The 14,663-nt window shown below is 68.7% G+C and carries 13 protein-coding genes and 4 pseudogenes; 12 read left to right on the forward strand and 5 right to left on the reverse strand.

Annotated features, from left to right (window positions below; all coding sequences use genetic code 11):
• Positions 1–821: 821 nt before the first annotated feature.
• Together ACFWBQ_RS11665 and ACFWBQ_RS11670 are read left to right on the forward strand one after the other, a co-directional pair.
• Positions 822–1,694 (forward strand): Rieske 2Fe-2S domain-containing protein, encoded by an 873-nt coding sequence (locus ACFWBQ_RS11665; protein ID WP_385486668.1) that lies wholly within the window; start codon positions 822–824, stop codon positions 1,692–1,694.
• A gap of 758 nt (positions 1,695–2,452) precedes the next feature.
• Positions 2,453–2,575 (forward strand): annotated as a pseudogene (locus tag ACFWBQ_RS11670) (IS5/IS1182 family transposase); the annotation flags it as partial.
• Here ACFWBQ_RS11670 and bagL read toward each other — a convergent pair.
• On the reverse strand, positions 2,565–3,029 hold the full coding sequence (gene bagL / locus ACFWBQ_RS11675) for a MarR family transcriptional regulator BagL/FevM (protein WP_385486670.1): 465 nt from the start codon (positions 3,027–3,029) through the stop codon (positions 2,565–2,567). The pseudogene ACFWBQ_RS11670 and the gene bagL sit on opposite strands and share 11 nt — an antisense overlap.
• 59 nt (positions 3,030–3,088) lie before the next feature.
• Here bagL and bagM point away from each other — a divergent pair, with 59 nt between their 5' ends.
• The 4 genes from bagM to ACFWBQ_RS11695 all read left to right on the forward strand — a co-directional run bounded on the left by bagM (position 3,089) and on the right by ACFWBQ_RS11695 (position 6,616).
• Positions 3,089–3,736: a bagremycin/ferroverdin biosynthesis UbiX family decarboxylase BagM/FevK gene (gene bagM, locus ACFWBQ_RS11680; protein WP_385486672.1), complete on the forward strand. Its 648-nt coding sequence runs from the start codon at positions 3,089–3,091 to the stop codon at positions 3,734–3,736.
• Positions 3,733–5,226 carry a bagremycin/ferroverdin biosynthesis UbiD family decarboxylase BagN/FevL gene (gene bagN / locus ACFWBQ_RS11685; protein ID WP_385486674.1) on the forward strand — a complete coding sequence of 498 codons (1,494 nt, stop codon included), beginning with the start codon at positions 3,733–3,735 and terminating at the stop codon, positions 5,224–5,226. Before bagM ends, bagN begins: the two co-directional genes overlap by 4 nt.
• A gap of 158 nt (positions 5,227–5,384) precedes the next feature.
• A complete protein-coding gene (locus ACFWBQ_RS11690) occupies positions 5,385–5,534 on the forward strand; it encodes a hypothetical protein (protein WP_385486676.1) in 150 nt (49 codons plus the stop codon).
• Positions 5,531–6,616: a prephenate dehydrogenase gene (locus ACFWBQ_RS11695; protein WP_385486678.1), complete on the forward strand. Its 1,086-nt coding sequence runs from the start codon at positions 5,531–5,533 to the stop codon at positions 6,614–6,616. The genes ACFWBQ_RS11690 and ACFWBQ_RS11695 overlap by 4 nt, the downstream gene beginning before the upstream one ends.
• Before the next feature lie 545 nt (positions 6,617–7,161).
• On the opposite strand, the gene ACFWBQ_RS11700 is transcribed toward ACFWBQ_RS11695, so the two are convergent.
• The gene (locus tag ACFWBQ_RS11700) at positions 7,162–7,611 is read right to left on the reverse strand and encodes a spore-associated protein (RefSeq protein ID WP_385486680.1); all 450 of its coding nucleotides are present in this window, start codon (positions 7,609–7,611) and stop codon (positions 7,162–7,164) included.
• Between the two features lie 393 nt (positions 7,612–8,004).
• Here ACFWBQ_RS11700 and ACFWBQ_RS11705 point away from each other — a divergent pair, with 393 nt between their 5' ends.
• Positions 8,005–8,166, forward strand: coding sequence for a hypothetical protein (locus ACFWBQ_RS11705; RefSeq protein ID WP_385486682.1), 162 nt, complete (start codon positions 8,005–8,007; stop codon positions 8,164–8,166).
• 196 nt (positions 8,167–8,362) lie between these two features.
• Here ACFWBQ_RS11705 and ACFWBQ_RS11710 read toward each other — a convergent pair whose 3' ends face one another.
• On the reverse strand, positions 8,363–9,421 hold the full coding sequence (locus ACFWBQ_RS11710) for an NAD(P)-dependent oxidoreductase (protein WP_385486684.1): 1,059 nt from the start codon (positions 9,419–9,421) through the stop codon (positions 8,363–8,365).
• Between the two features lie 362 nt (positions 9,422–9,783).
• On the opposite strand from ACFWBQ_RS11710, the gene ACFWBQ_RS11715 reads away from it, so the two are divergent.
• The 5 genes and pseudogenes from ACFWBQ_RS11715 to ACFWBQ_RS11735 all read left to right on the forward strand — a co-directional run bounded on the left by ACFWBQ_RS11715 (position 9,784) and on the right by ACFWBQ_RS11735 (position 13,942).
• The gene (locus ACFWBQ_RS11715) at positions 9,784–10,584 is read left to right on the forward strand and encodes a GAP family protein (protein ID WP_385486686.1); all 801 of its coding nucleotides are present in this window, start codon (positions 9,784–9,786) and stop codon (positions 10,582–10,584) included.
• Between the two features lie 697 nt (positions 10,585–11,281).
• The gene (locus ACFWBQ_RS11720) at positions 11,282–11,797 is read left to right on the forward strand and encodes a hypothetical protein (RefSeq protein WP_385486688.1); all 516 of its coding nucleotides are present in this window, start codon (positions 11,282–11,284) and stop codon (positions 11,795–11,797) included.
• A 160-nt stretch (positions 11,798–11,957) separates the two neighbouring features.
• Positions 11,958–12,262: pseudogene (locus ACFWBQ_RS11725) on the forward strand (transposase family protein); the annotation flags it as partial.
• Between the two features lie 159 nt (positions 12,263–12,421).
• Complete coding sequence (locus ACFWBQ_RS11730) at positions 12,422–13,186, forward strand: crotonase/enoyl-CoA hydratase family protein (protein ID WP_385486690.1); 765 nt, start codon at positions 12,422–12,424, stop codon at positions 13,184–13,186.
• 306 nt (positions 13,187–13,492) lie between these two features.
• A complete protein-coding gene (locus ACFWBQ_RS11735) occupies positions 13,493–13,942 on the forward strand; it encodes an NUDIX domain-containing protein (protein WP_385486692.1) in 450 nt (149 codons plus the stop codon).
• A 16-nt stretch (positions 13,943–13,958) separates the two neighbouring features.
• On the opposite strand, the pseudogene ACFWBQ_RS11740 reads toward ACFWBQ_RS11735, so the two are convergent.
• Both ACFWBQ_RS11740 and ACFWBQ_RS11745 read right to left on the reverse strand, forming a co-directional pair.
• Positions 13,959–14,285, reverse strand: a pseudogene (locus ACFWBQ_RS11740) (ATP-binding protein); the annotation flags it as partial.
• Between the two features lie 184 nt (positions 14,286–14,469).
• Positions 14,470–14,562, reverse strand: a pseudogene (locus ACFWBQ_RS11745) (IS5/IS1182 family transposase); the annotation flags it as partial.
• Positions 14,563–14,663: the final 101 nt, after the last annotated feature.

Here is a 14,663-nt window from a genome sequence, read left to right on the forward strand (position 1 = left end):
CATGGTCAGCGTGAGGACCTGCTGGCCTGCACGGTCGTCCTGTGGATCAGGTTCGTGTGGTGGACGGAGTAAGTACTTTCGAGGTCGGTGTTGTCTGCTGGTCGGTGAGGAGTCCTGTCTGGCCAGACGCCGCCTGGTTCTTGAGGTGCGCGATGCCGCGCTCGACGGGGATCCGGGCTGGTGAGTGGGCGGAGCGGGCTGCTTCGCGGCAGGTCATGAGCCATTGCAGGTGTTCGAAGTGCTTGCCCCGGCGTTTGCGTAGTGGTGGTGTGACGACCCTGGCCGCAAGTCTGTCGCCCAGCCCGTGATAGCCGGCGTCTGCCAGGATCCGCAGGTGGATCGAGTCGGCGCAGAGATCGGTGAGGCCGGCTCGCGGTCTTGGGTGATGTCGGCGACGGAACCCGCACGGACCTCGCCGCAGAACAACAAGCGGCCGTGCCACATCGGCCCCAACCCCGCCACCAGACAACAATCACGCGCGCCGAAAGCCCACTGATCCAACACTCAGACATGATCAACCCGCGAGCCGTAGCCTCCCGCCACGCACAGCTCAACGACCACGCCCGAACACGGTCACGCCAACCAAGCACGAGGTCGTAAGTGCGGGTGGATCACATCGCCCTCACGTGTGGCGTCCACACAGCCTCCTCCTTTGGAGGGACAACGCGGCGAGGCCGTTTTCGGCGTCAGCGAACGGTTATTCGCCTTATATGGACGAAATGTCTCAACTCGATAGCCGCGGTCATATCGGCGGCACTGCGCTCCGGGCGGTGAGGCGCATGCTGCCATCGCCGCTGGGCCCCGGCCCCATCATCCGCGGCATGGACCGGCTGGAGCGCGCCTCCGCGCTCGACTCGACGGTCGCACTGCTGAGTAGCCGAGTCCGGGCACTTCCTTTGGGTTCCTGGCGGGATGTGCTGCACGGACGCTGGCTGGGCCACCCCGCCCACCCGGTGCTGGTGGAGGTGCCGATCGGCACCTGGTTCTCCGCAGCAGTACTCGACTGCCTTCCGGGACAGCAACGGGCAGCGGGTATTTTGATCGGCGTGGGAATCGCAGCCGCCGCTCCAGCGGCCCTGACGGGCTGGGTCGACTGGGCAGAGCAGGGACCTCGACAAAAGCGCGTAGGACTCGTCCACGCGGCAGTAAACGGCACGGCCGTGGCCTTGTACAGCGGGTCGCTGATTGTTCGCATGCGGGGGCGTACCGGCTTGGGGAAGGCCCTCGGGTTGGCGGGACTGTCAGTGGTCGGACTCGGCAGCGCACTCGGCGGCCACTTGGCATACCGGCAGGCATCGGGGGCTAATCACGCAGAATCGGTTTCGAACTTGGTAGGAGCCGGGTGGCACGAAGTCGGCGCCGTTTCCGACTTCGAGGTCGGCCAGTCGATCCGACGGTACGTCGACCAAGTGCCCGTTGTAGTTGTGCGCGAAAGCGGCAACGAGGTGCACGTCCTTGCCGATTCGTGCAGTCACATGGGAGGCCCGCTGTCCGAAGGTACCGTCAGCGACGGCTGCGTGCGTTGCCCTTGGCATGGCAGTGTCTTCCGTCTGGTCGACGGCTGGAACGTAGGCGGGCCCGCCACCGCACCCCAGCCAGCCTTCGACACGCGAGTCGTCGACACTCGCGTGGAAGTCCGGCTGCGCAATTTGGAGCCCGGCGGTTCCGCCGAAGTGCCGGCCAAGATGGCGTGACGTCGGCACACCACCGGTCCGTCGGCCGGAAACACTGGCTTGCGGCGAAGCCGCGAGTCTGGGCTGACACTGGCTGCTATTCACCGAACCACATACGTATACTTTCGGAGCGATAAAGGGGCACGTCCACAACAGCATGCGGCGACGTGGGCACAGCCCATTCCTTGAATGCCAAAACGTAGGAAGGCGGAAGCCGGGGCAGGGCGCTAGAAAGGGGGATGGCGAACGGTGAGTCGAATGTGAGCAGTCACGGAGGGGACGAGTCCGAGCGGTGCGATCTGGTGCGGCGTCCTGATGCCAGGAGAATCAGCACCGAGCGCTCTCGTACGGGATCCCTCAGCCACCCTTACCCGTGATCCATGGTTGACCGGGAAGCGCAGAGTAGTTGCGTGCTCCCCAGAGCATCTTGCCGAGTGAGTTGATAGAGCAGTCCGAGCGACAACCCTGAGCGTCTACGCTCAACACCTAAGCGAATGCCCCCTCGCCCTCGGCACGAAGAGCCAAGGACTCACCGCTACGAAGGCCCTGCGTGTGCGCCCCATTCGGGGCGGCCGTCCGCAGACGGGCCGGCCCGCAGCAACAGGACCAATTCGAGGCCCAAACAGACAGAACGGGTCCAGGTTCCGAGCACTCATGCCCAGACTGCTGGGCGCGAGCCAGCCTCACCTTGTCAACAGAGCTCTCAGGCCCGGGCGTATTCAAAGGCTCGACTCGCGCCCCCAGAACGGCAGCTACCGCCGGCGTTCGCTTCCCATTAGGCGTATGCGTCGCGGGCGATCCGCCAGGTCATGCGGCGGCGTGGCATCCGCGCAGTGGTCCCGGAACGGGCCGACCAGAAAGCCAACCGGGTGCGGCGCGGACGGGCTATGCCTACCCCGCCGAAGGCGCGGAGGGCTGCACCGGCATATCGCCCAGAACGCGGAGCATCTCCACCAGTTGCCCCAGCCGGCGTTCACCCAGCAGATCCTCCACCCGCGCGTGCAGCTGACCGGCCTCCTGGACCGCCGCGGTCAGACAGCGGCGGCCGGTATCGGTGAGAGCGACGATACGGCGCCTGCGATTGGCCGGGTCCATCTCCTTGGTCACCAGGCCACGCGCCTCCAGGCGGTCCAGCAGCACCGTGAGCGTGGAACGGTCGATGGCGGCCAGGGCTCCCAGCGCGGACTGGTCCTGGCTGCCGTGGTCGTCCAGGGCGAGCAGTACCGCGAACTGAGGGCTGGTCAGGTCGGGCAGGCTCTGCTGCCACAGCGCCGCCCACGCCTGCCCGGCGCGGCGCAGCTGATGTGGCAGCGCCTCTTCCAGTTGTGGCCGTGGACGGGGGCTTGTGTTCGTCATGGCAGCCAGTATATTCAGTACAAGGATATTCCGTACACGGAAGGTTACGGTGGGGCACGATGCGGCTGATCGTGGCAATGACCGGCGCCACGGGCGCGGTGCTGGGGGTTCGACTGCTCACCGAGCTGAGCAAAAACCCGCAGGTGGAAACGCACCTGGTGCTCAGCCGCTGGGCGCGCGCCACGGTGGAGCTGGAGACCGGGCTCAGTGCGCGTGAGGTGGCCGCGCTGGCGGATGTCACCTACTCGCCCGACGATCAGGGAGCGGCGATATCCTCCGGCTCCTTCCCCACCGACGGCATGGTGGTCGTCCCGTGCAGCATGAAGACGCTGGCCGGCATCCGGGCCGGGTACGCCGAAGGGCTGATAGCCCGCGCCGCCGACGTCACGCTCAAGGAGCGGCGCCGGATGGTCCTGGTGCCACGGGAGACCCCGCTCAGCGAGATCCATCTGGAGAACATGCTGGCGCTGGCCCGCATGGGCGCCTCGATCGTGCCGCCGATGCCCGCCTTCTACAACCGGCCCGACACGGTCGACGACATCGTCGACCACATCGTCACCCGAGTTCTCGACCAGTTCGGGATCGAGGCCGCCGGAGCCCGGCGCTGGGACGGCTTTCCGCGGCCCACGGCCGGACGGCCGGGCCCCCTGCCCGGCGTCTCCCCGTTAGACCACAACGGCACGAAGCAGAGGAGCGCCCGTCCATGACCAGTCCCGTGACCAGCCCTGCGACCCGATTCAGGGACCTTCGCGGTTACCTCGACGCGCTGGAAGCTCTCGGCGACCTCAAGCGCGTCAAGCGGACGGTGAGCGCCGACCTGGAGGCCGCCGCGATCAGCCGCCTGTCCTGCGAACGCCAGTCACCCGCCCCGCTGTTCGAGAGCGTGGCCGGCGTCGCGCCCGGCTTCCGGCTGCTCGGCGCACCCGCCGCGCTCAGTGCCGCTGCCGGCAAGCCGCTGGCCCGGGTGGCCATGTCCGTCGGGCTGCCCCCCTCGGCCACCGCGGCCGAGCTGGTCGAGCACCTGGCCCGCACCCGCCACGCGGCACCCGTGCCACCCCGGCCCGTCGCCCGTGAGGACGCCCCCTGCAAGCAGAACGTGCTGCTGGGCGACGACGCGACCCTCGACCGTTTCCCGGTGCCCCGGGTCCACGAGTTCGACGGCGGACGCTATGCCAATACCTGGGGGATCATCGTCGCCAGGACCCCCGACGGCCGGTGGACCAACTGGTCCATCGCCCGGATCATGCTGATCGACGGCAAGCACATGACCGGCCTGGTGATACCGGCGCAGCACATCGGCATGATCTGGCAGGAGTGGGTCCGGATCGGCGAGCCCATGCCGTATGCGCTGGTGCAGGGCGGGGACCCGGCGGTCCCGTTCGTCGGGGGCATTCCGCTGCCACCGGGGGTCGACGAGGCCGGGTACATCGGGGCGCTGTACGGCGAGCCGATCGACGTCGTGCGATGCGAGACGGTGGACCTGGAGGTACCTGCCGGCGCGGAGATCGTCATAGAGGGGCACCTGTCCGTCGGCCGCGACGCGCGGGAGGGACCGTTCGGCGAGTTCGCCGGCTACGCCTCCACCGAGACCTCGATGCAGCCGGTGTACACAGTCGAAGCCATCACCCACCGGGACGACCCGATCTGGCCGCTGGTGGCCGAGGGCCGGCCGGTGGACGAGTTCCACACCGTCACCGGTGTCGGCCAGGCGGCCGAGGTACTGGCGGAGTTGCGCGCTGCCGGACTGCCGGTCACCACCGCCTGGTCACCGCTGCGCGCCGCATCGCACTGGATGGTGGTCACCGTCCCGCAGGACTGGCGGGAGCAGCTGCCCGGAGTCGACTCGGCCGAGCTCACCCACCGGATCGGCGAAGTGCTCCGCGAATCCCACTCCGGCCGTGCCACGGCGGCCACCTTCGTCCTGGACGACGACATCGACCCGGCCGACGACACCGACCTGTTGTGGGCGCTGGCCACCCGGATCCACCCCCTGGACCGTGCGGAGGCGTCGTACGGCTTCGTCCACCCCCTGCTGAACTGCTACACACCCGAGGAACGCGCCGCCCAGCTGGGCCCCATCGTCTTCCACGACGGGCTCCTTCCCGCCCCGGGCGCAAGCCGCCTTCCGCACAGCTCCTTCGCCCAGGCCTACCCGGAGCGGATCCGCCGCCAGGTCCTCGATCACTGGGACGACTGATGCGACACCCGGACCGGACGGGCCACGGCACGAGCACCACGAAGACACCGGGCCCGCCGCCGGCCCCGCGCACGCACGACGGGCGACAGGCCGGCCGGGGCCCCGGCCCCGCCCGGCGCGGTCGTGGTGGAAGATCTCGGCGAACCTGGACGGAGCACGTGAACACTGAGCAGCAGCACGCGGCGCACGACGCCCTGCCCCGCCTCATCCGGGTTTCCGCCCCTACCGAGTCCGGCCTTCCCCGCTCCGGAAACGCGCACATCCGCCCCGGCGCCGCGGCAGCCCTGCGCGAGGACGTCGGCCGGTGAGAAGCGCCCTGGTCATAGGCGCCGGCCTGATCGGCACATCGGCAGCCCTGACCCTCGCCGGACGCGGCGTCACCGTCCATCTGACCGACCACGACCCGGACAGGGCCCGGACGGCGGCGGCCCTCGGCGCCGGCAGTGACGGGCCGCCGCCCGGCCGCGTCGACCTCGCGATCATCGCCGTACCGCCCGCGCACACCGCCACTGTGCTCGCCGACGCCATGCGCACAAGGATCGCGCGCGGCTACATCGACGTCGCCAGTGTCAAGGGCGGCCCCCGGCGCGAGCTGGAGGACCTGGACATCGATCTCAGCGCGTACATCGGCACGCACCCGATGGCGGGCAAGGAGAGTTCGGGCCCGCTCGCGGCGACCGCCGATCTCTTCGAGGGCCGCCCCTGGGTACTCACCCCCATGCCCGACACCGACACCGAGGTACTGAATCTCGCCCTCGAACTGGTCGCGCTCTGCCGCGCCGTGCCGGTGGTCATGGACGCCGCCGCCCATGACAGGGCCGTCGCCCTCGTCTCGCACACCCCCCAACTCATCTCCTCGATGGTCGCCGCACAACTGGAAGCCGCAGACGAAACAGTCGTACGGCTCTGCGGCCAGGGCATCCGCGACGTCACGCGGATCGCGGCCTCCGACCCCCGGATGTGGACCGAGATCCTCTCGGCCAACCCGGGCCCGGTCGCCGACGTGCTCGCGGGGGTGGCCGCCGACCTCGAGGAAACCATCGAATCACTGCGTGCCCTCCAGTCCGCCGACGAGGCCAAACAGCGCGGCGGCACCACCGGCATCGCGAACGTCCTGCGCCGCGGCAACGCGGGCCGGGCACGGGTGCCCGGCAAGCACGGCGAAGCCCCCGCCGCATACGAGACGGTGGCGGTCCTCATCAGCGACCAGCCAGGCGAACTGGCACGGATCTTCGCGGACGCCGGACGCGCCGGGGTCAACATCGAGGACGTACGGATCGATCACGCCACCGGGCAACAGGCAGGCCTCGTACAACTCATGGCAGGCCCCGCAGCAGCCACCGCCCTGAGCGCCGCCCTCAGCGAACGCGGCTGGTCGATCCGCCGGTAACAACCAAACCAGGAAGGGGCGGACAGCACCCCACACACCCACCGAGAACACGCCCCGGGCGAGCCAGGAACAGACCAGGAACACGCCAGGACTTCACACAACACACGTGCGGGAATGCAGAGCACACACCTCACGCCAAGACCCCCTTCGAACCGTTCCGACGAACGAAAGGGCCCGAAGGGTTTGGCGCTTTCGCGCTGCACAGCACGGTGACAAACACAGCGAGTTCACCGTCGGCCAGGCAGACCTTCCGACAGCCGACGGAGTCACAGTCGCCCTTGTCCCAACTGAGCACGTCGTGCATCACCAGGCCCCAACCGGCGCCCTTGCCACACACAACTAGCCGACGGTGCACTCCCCCGGCAGACGACGGACACCAACTGACAGCGACCTCCCGGGTTCTGGCAGGCCGGCCCACTACAAGATCCCACGCCACCTGCGGCTCATCGCTGCCTACCCGACAACCGTCAGCGGCAAGGTCCGCAACGCCGGACGGACTGTGGAAGGCGGCGGCGCGGGAACTCGCGGCCCGGAAATGAGCCGGATCAGCGGACTTCGGTGACCCGGCGCTCTGTCCGAGCGGCACAGTTGGAGTTCTCCACCGACACGTACACGTTGTCGATGTTGCCGCCCCAGCTCACGCAGTAACCCCTGCCGTAGACGTAGGCCGGCCCCGCATACGACGTGTAGTTCCCGAAGTCCCCGGCCCACTCGTCGGTGTCGGGGACGTAGATGTACGCCGACATGTTCTTGACCGTGCCCGGGTTGGCGCGGATCGTCGCGACACAGTTCTTGCCGTTCGAGGAGTTGTACGTCAGGTAGACGGTACCCAGCGAACCAACAGGCACCGAATTCACGGTCTTGTAGGCGCTACCGCAGACGGTCCGCGGTGTGACATTGGGTGCCGCGGACGCAGTCGTGCTGAGTGCGGTCGTTGCGCCCACCGCCAGCGCCGTTAACGCCCCGGCAGCCGCGATATTACGGGTGATTCTCATATTTCCCCCTTGTGCCCCTGAGAGCCGTTTGCTCCCACTTGATGTGACCCACAAGCCGCACAGATGGTTGTACCGGGGCCCCCAAGCACCGGACCTACCCGGAATCCCGCATTGCCCTGCCTCGTGCTCGGGGCAGGGGGTCTCTTGGCCGGGTAGCGGGGGCGGGAGCTCCGCCCTGCGCGATGCCGGTCGGCGGCGGTCCCGTGAGATGCAGCGGCGTCCCGTACAACCAGAGTTCACGGAAAGAGACGCTGACCCGGTATTCCCGATTGCCCGTCCCGGATGCCTCGGTTGCGCCGCTGCCCGACCGCCGAAGGACACCGCGAACGCTGGTGTCCACCCGTGCCGGCCGCTGTCCTGCGCAAATGAGCGACCAGGCTCGCCAACACCGACGTGCATACCTATCTCCGGGAGATCGTCGGCGAACACCTCACGCACTGGATGAACCGCAACCCGCACGAAGCCACAGCCATCATCTGCAACGCCGTCAGGACCGCCACCGCACACGACGAAGGGGACGATGGCGTCGTTGCCCCGCCCCGCCAGGAGGGTTGAGGCGGAGCCGACTGCCGGGCGCGTACGGGCGGGCCCCCGGCCGGAGAAAGCCGGCCGGGGGCGGGGCAGGCACCCGGTGGGTGCCCAAGGGCGAGCGGCCGCGACACCCCGTAGCGTCCGATGACCCACGCGGCGGCGGGGCAGTTGGTCGCCCAACTCTGCGGGGCGGTGGGCCTCGTCGCGTTGATGGCGACTGTCACACGGTCACCAGGGGTACGCCTTCGGGGCGGTCAGCGAGCAGAGCCGCGATGTGGTCCGCGCAACGCAGGGCTGCTGTGGTCATGGCGCTCCTGGTCATCCCGGCGACATGCGGGGTCAGCAAGGCGTTCGGCAGGCCGAAAAGCGGCGAGGTGAAGGCGGCGTGCTCGTGCTCGAAGGTGTCGATGGCGGCGGCCGCGAGAGGGTGTGCGGGGTCGCGCAGTGCGTCGGCCAGCGCCTGCTCGTCGACGATTCCGCCCCGGGCGGTGTTCAGCAGGATCGACCCTGGACGCATCAGTGCCAGTTCCGCCCGCCCGACCAGCCCTCGGGTCTGCGCAGTGAGCGGCAGGTGCAGGGAAATGACATTGCTGGTCGCCAGCAGCGCGCCGAGTGAGTGAGCTGGGGCCACCGAGGCCTTGGTCGGGCGCCGCGAGAGGCCCTGGACCTCCATGCCCAGGGCGGTCGCCCGCTCGGCCAGTGCCAGACCGATGCGGCCCAGCCCGACGATGCCCAGGATCAGCTCCGACAGCTCTGCCGTCGGTGCGGCCGGTGCGCGCCAGCTGCCACGGTGCGCGGCCTCGTTGTGCGCGGGAAGATCTCGGGTCAGGGCGAGTAGCTGGGCCAGGGCGAACTCGGCGACCGCGTTCGCGTTGGACCCTGGGGTATGGGTGACAGCGATCCCGTGACGGGCAGCGGCTGTCAAGTCGACGTGGTCGGTGCCCGCCCCGGCCCTGCCGACCACCCGGAGCCGGTTGACCAGCGTGGCGTCGGTCGCCGTCGCGAGGAACGGGGCTCGCAGCGGCACACCGGCACGGGACTTGACCGCGTGGTAACCGAGTCCGTCCCGGACGGCCTCGGCGAGCAGCGCGGACTCGTCGAAGGCGTCAAAGTCGATGAGGTCTACCCGGCCGGCCCAGGCAGCCCGCACTCCGGCATGATCGGCCACCCGCCGGAGGTTCAGCGTGACGGCCAACCCGTAGCCGAGCAGACGCTCCAGCTCCCGGCCGAGCGAATCTCCAGGAGCTGCGTCCAGCAGCAGGACTCGGGCCCGCTCCATGTGGTCCCCCCTTCCCCTGCACGGACCCTACTGAAGTCCAGGGGCTGTCCCGCTGGTGATCATTAATGCGGTCGGCTGCCCCCGTGGCTCCCGGCCCGCCGACAGATCACCTGAACGGACACGTCACGGGGCCTGCCGGGGCTTGCCTCCGCGGGGAGGTCCGAGCACCGCCACGGCCAGATATGAACTGGCTTCATCGAGCAGTAATGGTGCTGGCACACATTCCGTGAACGAACCCAAGTCCGGCTTCATCGGGCTCGTGCAGTCTTCGATCGTTTGGGAGGCGCCCCGATCCGCGGTCGGGTGATGTTGATGAGTTTGGGAGGCATCGCAGCGTTTGCCAGGGCAGCATCAGAATGCCCTTGGCGAAGAGCGCTGGTCATGCCGGAGATGCCGAAGGTCGAGCTGTTCGCAGCGATCCGGCGCGGCCATCGAAGGGGACAAGTCGATGCTTCGCCCAGGCGTGGAGTTCGGAAGGGAAGCAGGTGCTGATCCAGGCAATCGGAGCCGTGCTGCCGGCCGCGTTGGCGGTCGCACTCAGCCCCTTCCCGCTCATTGGGGTCGTCTTGATCCTGACCGGCCGGCACGGCCGCCGTAACGGCCTGCTGTTCGCGGCCGGGTGGATCACCGGGCTCGGGATCGTGGCAACGCTCGTCGTGGTGGTGTTCGGCGGAGCCGACGACCCCGACAGCACGTCGTCGGCGATCGCCGACTGGGGACGGGTATTCGCCGGAGTAGCCCTCATCGTGCTGGGGGCACGCAAGTGGTGGAAGCGTCCGCGTGCCGGTGACGAGGCCGAGGCGCCGCGCTGGATGGCGTCACTCGGCGGCGCCACGGCCGGGCGGGCCCTGCTCCTCGGTGCGCTGCTGTCGGGCGCCAATCCGAAGAACCTCGTCCTGACGGCGTCGGCCGCCGCGTCGATCGTCGAAGCCGGCGCTCACGATGTCGATCTCGCCCTGGCCGTCATTGCCTTCGTGCTCATCGGCTCCTGCACAGTTCTCGGCTCCGTCGTCATTCATCTCAGTGGTGGACAGCGTGCGGCATCGTTTTTGGACAGCATCAGCCAATTCATGGTCACCAACAGCCTCGTGATCACGGTGATCGTGCTGGTCCTTCTGGGCGCGAACATCCTCGGCGACGGACTCACCGGACTCGGCCGGTAGGTCCGCCCATCGTCAGCACGGGTGAGGCATGAGGCCGGGCAAGGTCGTCCACAGCCTGAGCAGGACGCGGGAGCGTCGGAGTGCCCCATCAGCGGTCATAGCCGACTCACTCCCGTTCGCCTGGGCCATACAGGTCACCTCGGCGGCGAGCAGACGGTCCCACAGCTCGAGCACGGCGTCGTCGTTCGTGGAGGTCTGGGTGGTGAACAATCCCCGGCTCTGCGTGCGTGGGAGGTGCGGATGCATGTTTTGGCGTCCTTCTTGCTGATGTCGAGACCGGCGCCCGGACCGGCATCAGCCGACGCCAGGGCAGACAGAAGCACCTCCGGCGCGTGCCGCGGCATTTTCCACACCCCCGGCGCGCACCGAAGCTGCGCTGATCCCGGAACGGCGAGCTGTTCGGCCGTCCGGTGAGGGAGGGAGCAAGGCCGTGGAGTCCTGCGCGATCGCTGTGGTCGACACCCGGCAGGTCAAGAACCTACTCGGCCGCAAGACGGACGTCTCGGACGCAGTCAGCCGCTGACCTGCACATTCACGACCCCTTCCACGCAGTGGTGCCATTGGCGACACATATGGCGCCATATATGGCTCGTCATGGCGTTACTCATGTGCCATGATGGCGCATGGGCAGCGCATCCCTCGGCCTCGCAGGCAGAGGGATGCGCGTTTCGCGGAGAGCCGTCAAAGGGGTCGAATCATGGAGACAGCACAGAGCCAGGAGCAGGCCACGCCCGGCGCCTTCACTGCCTTCGCCCGCTTCGTTCTCTGCGGCGGCGGGGTGGGAATCGCCTCCAGCTTCGCCGTGGCGGCCTTCGCCTCATGGATTCCCTGGGTCCTGGCCAACGCCCTGATCACCGTGGCCTCCACGCTCCTCGCCACCGAGCTGCACGCACGCTTCACCTTCGGCGCGGGCGGGCGCGCGACCTGGCGCCAGCATGCGCAGTCGGCCGGGTCCGCGGCGGCCGCGTACGTGGTGACCTGCGTGGCGATGCTTGTCCTGCAGCAGCTGGTGGCGGAGCCCGGTGCGGTGCTCGAGCAGGTCGTCTACCTGTCGGCCTCCGCGCTCGCCGGTGCCGCGCGGTTCGCGGTGCTGCGCCTCGTCGTCTTCGCGCGGAACCACTCGCCGGCTGCGGCCACCGTCCGCCCCGTGCACGCGACTGTGGCCCGCGCCTCGGCCCCGGCCGGCCCGGCGGTGCTCTGCCGCGCCGCCTGACGGTTCCGCCCGGCGGCGTGCCGCGCGGGCCCGGCGGGCGGAAAACGCCCGAGAGGCCACGGGTTTGTAGCTCCCGGAGGTGACCAGCCGCCGAGAGCGGGCAGCCGCTGGACCGCAGTTGCCCGGTGCCGCGCGGCGCGCCCACCGGGCTCACCCGGGTCTGCCGCTGAAGGACCGGGCCCTGCTGGTCGCGGCGTCCTGGCGCACGAACCTGACGATGCGCCAGATCGTCCCGCTGTTGGGAGCGTCCAAGTCGGCGGTCGACCGGATCATCGACCACCTCGGGCCGATGCTTGCGCCCCAGTCCCGCACGAGGTTCGCCAGGGCACCGTGCTCATCGTGGACGGCACCCTGGTTCCCGCCCGCGACCACACTATCGCCGCACAGTCGAGGAACCACCGGTACTCCACCAACCAGCAGGTCATCATCGACGGCGACACCCGCCCGGTCGTCGTGGTCGGCAAAATGTGCTCTGCCATCCTGACCTCACGAGCGTGCCCCCATCACGACAAGTGAGCCAGAAGCCGCCCGCGGCCCGGCCCCTGGAACGGCTCAAGGTGATCTGGCCCCTCGGAGTGACTCGGGAGTAACCTGCTGGCTTCGCCACACGAAGGGGTCCGCGCGATGCCTGTCCGGATCGAACGCCAGAAACACGTCACCACCGTCATCCTCTCCCGCCCGGAGGTCCGCAACGCGGTGGACGGTCCGACGGCGGCCGAACTCGCCGACGCATTCAGGGCGTTCGAAAACGACGAGACGGCCCGGGTGGCGGTCCTGTGGGGCGAGGGCGGCACGTTCTGCGCGGGCGCAGACCTCAAAGCGCTCGCCACGGAACGCGGCAACCACGTCACCGAGGACGGCGACGGGCCGATGGGCCCCACGCGAATGCGGCTGTCCAAGCCGGTTATCGCGGCGGTGGCCGGCCATGCCGTCGCCGGCGGTCTGGAGCTGGCACTCTGGTGCGATCTGCGGGTCGCCGAGGAAGACGCGGTCTTCGGCGTCTTCTGCCGTCGCTGGGGCGTACCGCTCATCGACGGCGGCACCGTACGGCTCCCCCGCCTCATCGGCACCAGCCGCGCGATGGACATGATCCTGACCGGCCGCCCCGTTGCGGCCCCCGAGGCGCACGAGATGGGACTCGCGAACCGTATCGTCCCAGCGGGCCGGGCACGCGCGGAGGCCGAGGCCCTGGCCGCCTCGATCGCCCGCTTCCCGCAAGCCTGCCTCCAGGCCGACCGGAACTCCGTCCTCGACCAGGAGGGCCTCAACGAGCAAGCCGCCATGCAGGGCGAACTTCGCCACGGGACGCGCGTGCTGGGCGACAGCATGGAGGGCGCGGCACGGTTCTCGGCCGGGGCGGGACGGCACGGATCCTTTCGCGAACCCTGATGCCGTCCTGCACCCGGTGCGGCAGCCGTCGCCGGGTGCGTCGGCCGCAGCATCTGGGCCGTCCGGGCGCGGACCCTCATGGAGATGAGAACCTCATGCACCTCTGGCGACCATCCGCTCATCCTGGCCCCAGCCCCTCAACTGTGCATGAAGGGTGATCACCTCGGCGGGCGTCAACGACAGCCTGCGACCGCTCCACGGAACGTGGACCAGAACCCGAGAAATGACGGCACCACAACCCGTCTCACGTGGGAGGCCTTCGGCTCATGCCTGGTCGCGGGTCACCAAGATCGATACGGTGAGGTGATGATCGACATAGTTGCTGTACCCGACTCTCGACGTGCTGCGGTGGCCATCGTGACCAACTCGGATCGTGAGGTGCTGCTGCAGCTTCGGGATGACATTGCTGGGATTGCTCATCCCGGATGCTGGGGCTTCCCCGGAGGGTCACTTGAGGCAGGCGAGGATTCTCCGGCCGCGATCAAGCGTGAGCTTCGCGAAGAGACGGGCATCCATGTGGAGGCCGCTCGTCCGCTCTTTGAGCTGGTTGACGCTCTTGATGATGGAGGAAACGGAAAGATCCTCACCGTCTTTCACATTCATCACGCAGGCCCGGTGCAAGATCTGATGGTAGGGGAAGGACGAGAGCTGAGGTTCTTCCCGCTCTCGAACCTCCCCTCCAAGGTGCCCTCGCATGTTGCGGAGGCCGTGGCGCGGTTCCTTGAGGACAGTGCCGAGCCGATTGTTGCTCGGTGAGCCCCCTCCGCACGGATCATCCGGCCTCGGCTCGGGCGATGGCGAAGGGATAGGAGTCGGTGCCGGTCTCGATGATCGAGCCGTTGAGGGTGAGGCGTCGACGATTGCCGCGCAGAGGCGGGAGTCCGTGAACGTCTTGGTCCAGCCGCCGAAGGACTCGTGCGACGCATGGCGCCGCCGTTGTTCTCCTCGCGTTCAGTGCGGACCTGAAAGAGAAGCTCGGCACCGCGTCGGTCGAGTTGCACGTAGCGCAGCTGGCGAGGGTGTGGTCAGTAGCTGCATCGATGGTCGGGTTGGCGTCGAAGCCGAAGGCCCGCAGAGACTTCTGCCGCGGAAAGCCCGCCCACCCCTGCCCCGAAGCAGGTGAAGTCCGGGATGTTCAGGGACGGATCTAAAGCGGACCATCCTCTTCGGTACGGCATCGGTGCCATGCGCAGCGAATGCGGCAGCGCTGTGAACGGCGCCGGCCACGCGTCGGTCGGCTGCGCCTCCCGCTGATCCGACACCCGGGCGTCGTGCGAATTCGGAACGCGGGGTCTTCTCTTGCTCGCTCCAGCCGCACACCGGCAGGCGCGACAGGATGTCGAGTCCACGCTGACCACGCTCCAGTCGATACGGCCGAACGTGGCCGGCGTAGGCCTGAATCGCTCGCCGGACCCATTGGTCACCGTCCGGTGATCGTTCCAGCGCCCGCCCCGCCACACCGCCCTGTTGAAGGCAG

It is taken from the genome of Streptomyces sp. NPDC060035 (assembly GCF_042736635.1).
In the GTDB taxonomy this organism is placed as follows: domain Bacteria; phylum Actinomycetota; class Actinomycetes; order Streptomycetales; family Streptomycetaceae; genus Streptomyces.

Coding starts and splice junctions, on each gene's coding strand:
- ACFWBQ_RS11665 (WP_385486668.1), top strand. CDS start 822: ATGGACCGGCTGGAGCGCGCCTCCGCGCTCGACTCGACGGTCGCACTG.
- bagL (WP_385486670.1), bottom strand. CDS start 3,029: ATGACGAACACAAGCCCCCGTCCACGGCCACAACTGGAAGAGGCGCTG.
- bagM (WP_385486672.1), top strand. CDS start 3,089: ATGCGGCTGATCGTGGCAATGACCGGCGCCACGGGCGCGGTGCTGGGG.
- bagN (WP_385486674.1), top strand. CDS start 3,733: ATGACCAGTCCCGTGACCAGCCCTGCGACCCGATTCAGGGACCTTCGC.
- ACFWBQ_RS11700 (WP_385486680.1), bottom strand. CDS start 7,611: ATGAGAATCACCCGTAATATCGCGGCTGCCGGGGCGTTAACGGCGCTG.
- ACFWBQ_RS11710 (WP_385486684.1), bottom strand. CDS start 9,421: ATGGAGCGGGCCCGAGTCCTGCTGCTGGACGCAGCTCCTGGAGATTCG.
- ACFWBQ_RS11720 (WP_385486688.1), top strand. CDS start 11,282: ATGGAGACAGCACAGAGCCAGGAGCAGGCCACGCCCGGCGCCTTCACT.
- ACFWBQ_RS11730 (WP_385486690.1), top strand. CDS start 12,422: ATGCCTGTCCGGATCGAACGCCAGAAACACGTCACCACCGTCATCCTC.
- ACFWBQ_RS11735 (WP_385486692.1), top strand. CDS start 13,493: ATGATCGACATAGTTGCTGTACCCGACTCTCGACGTGCTGCGGTGGCC.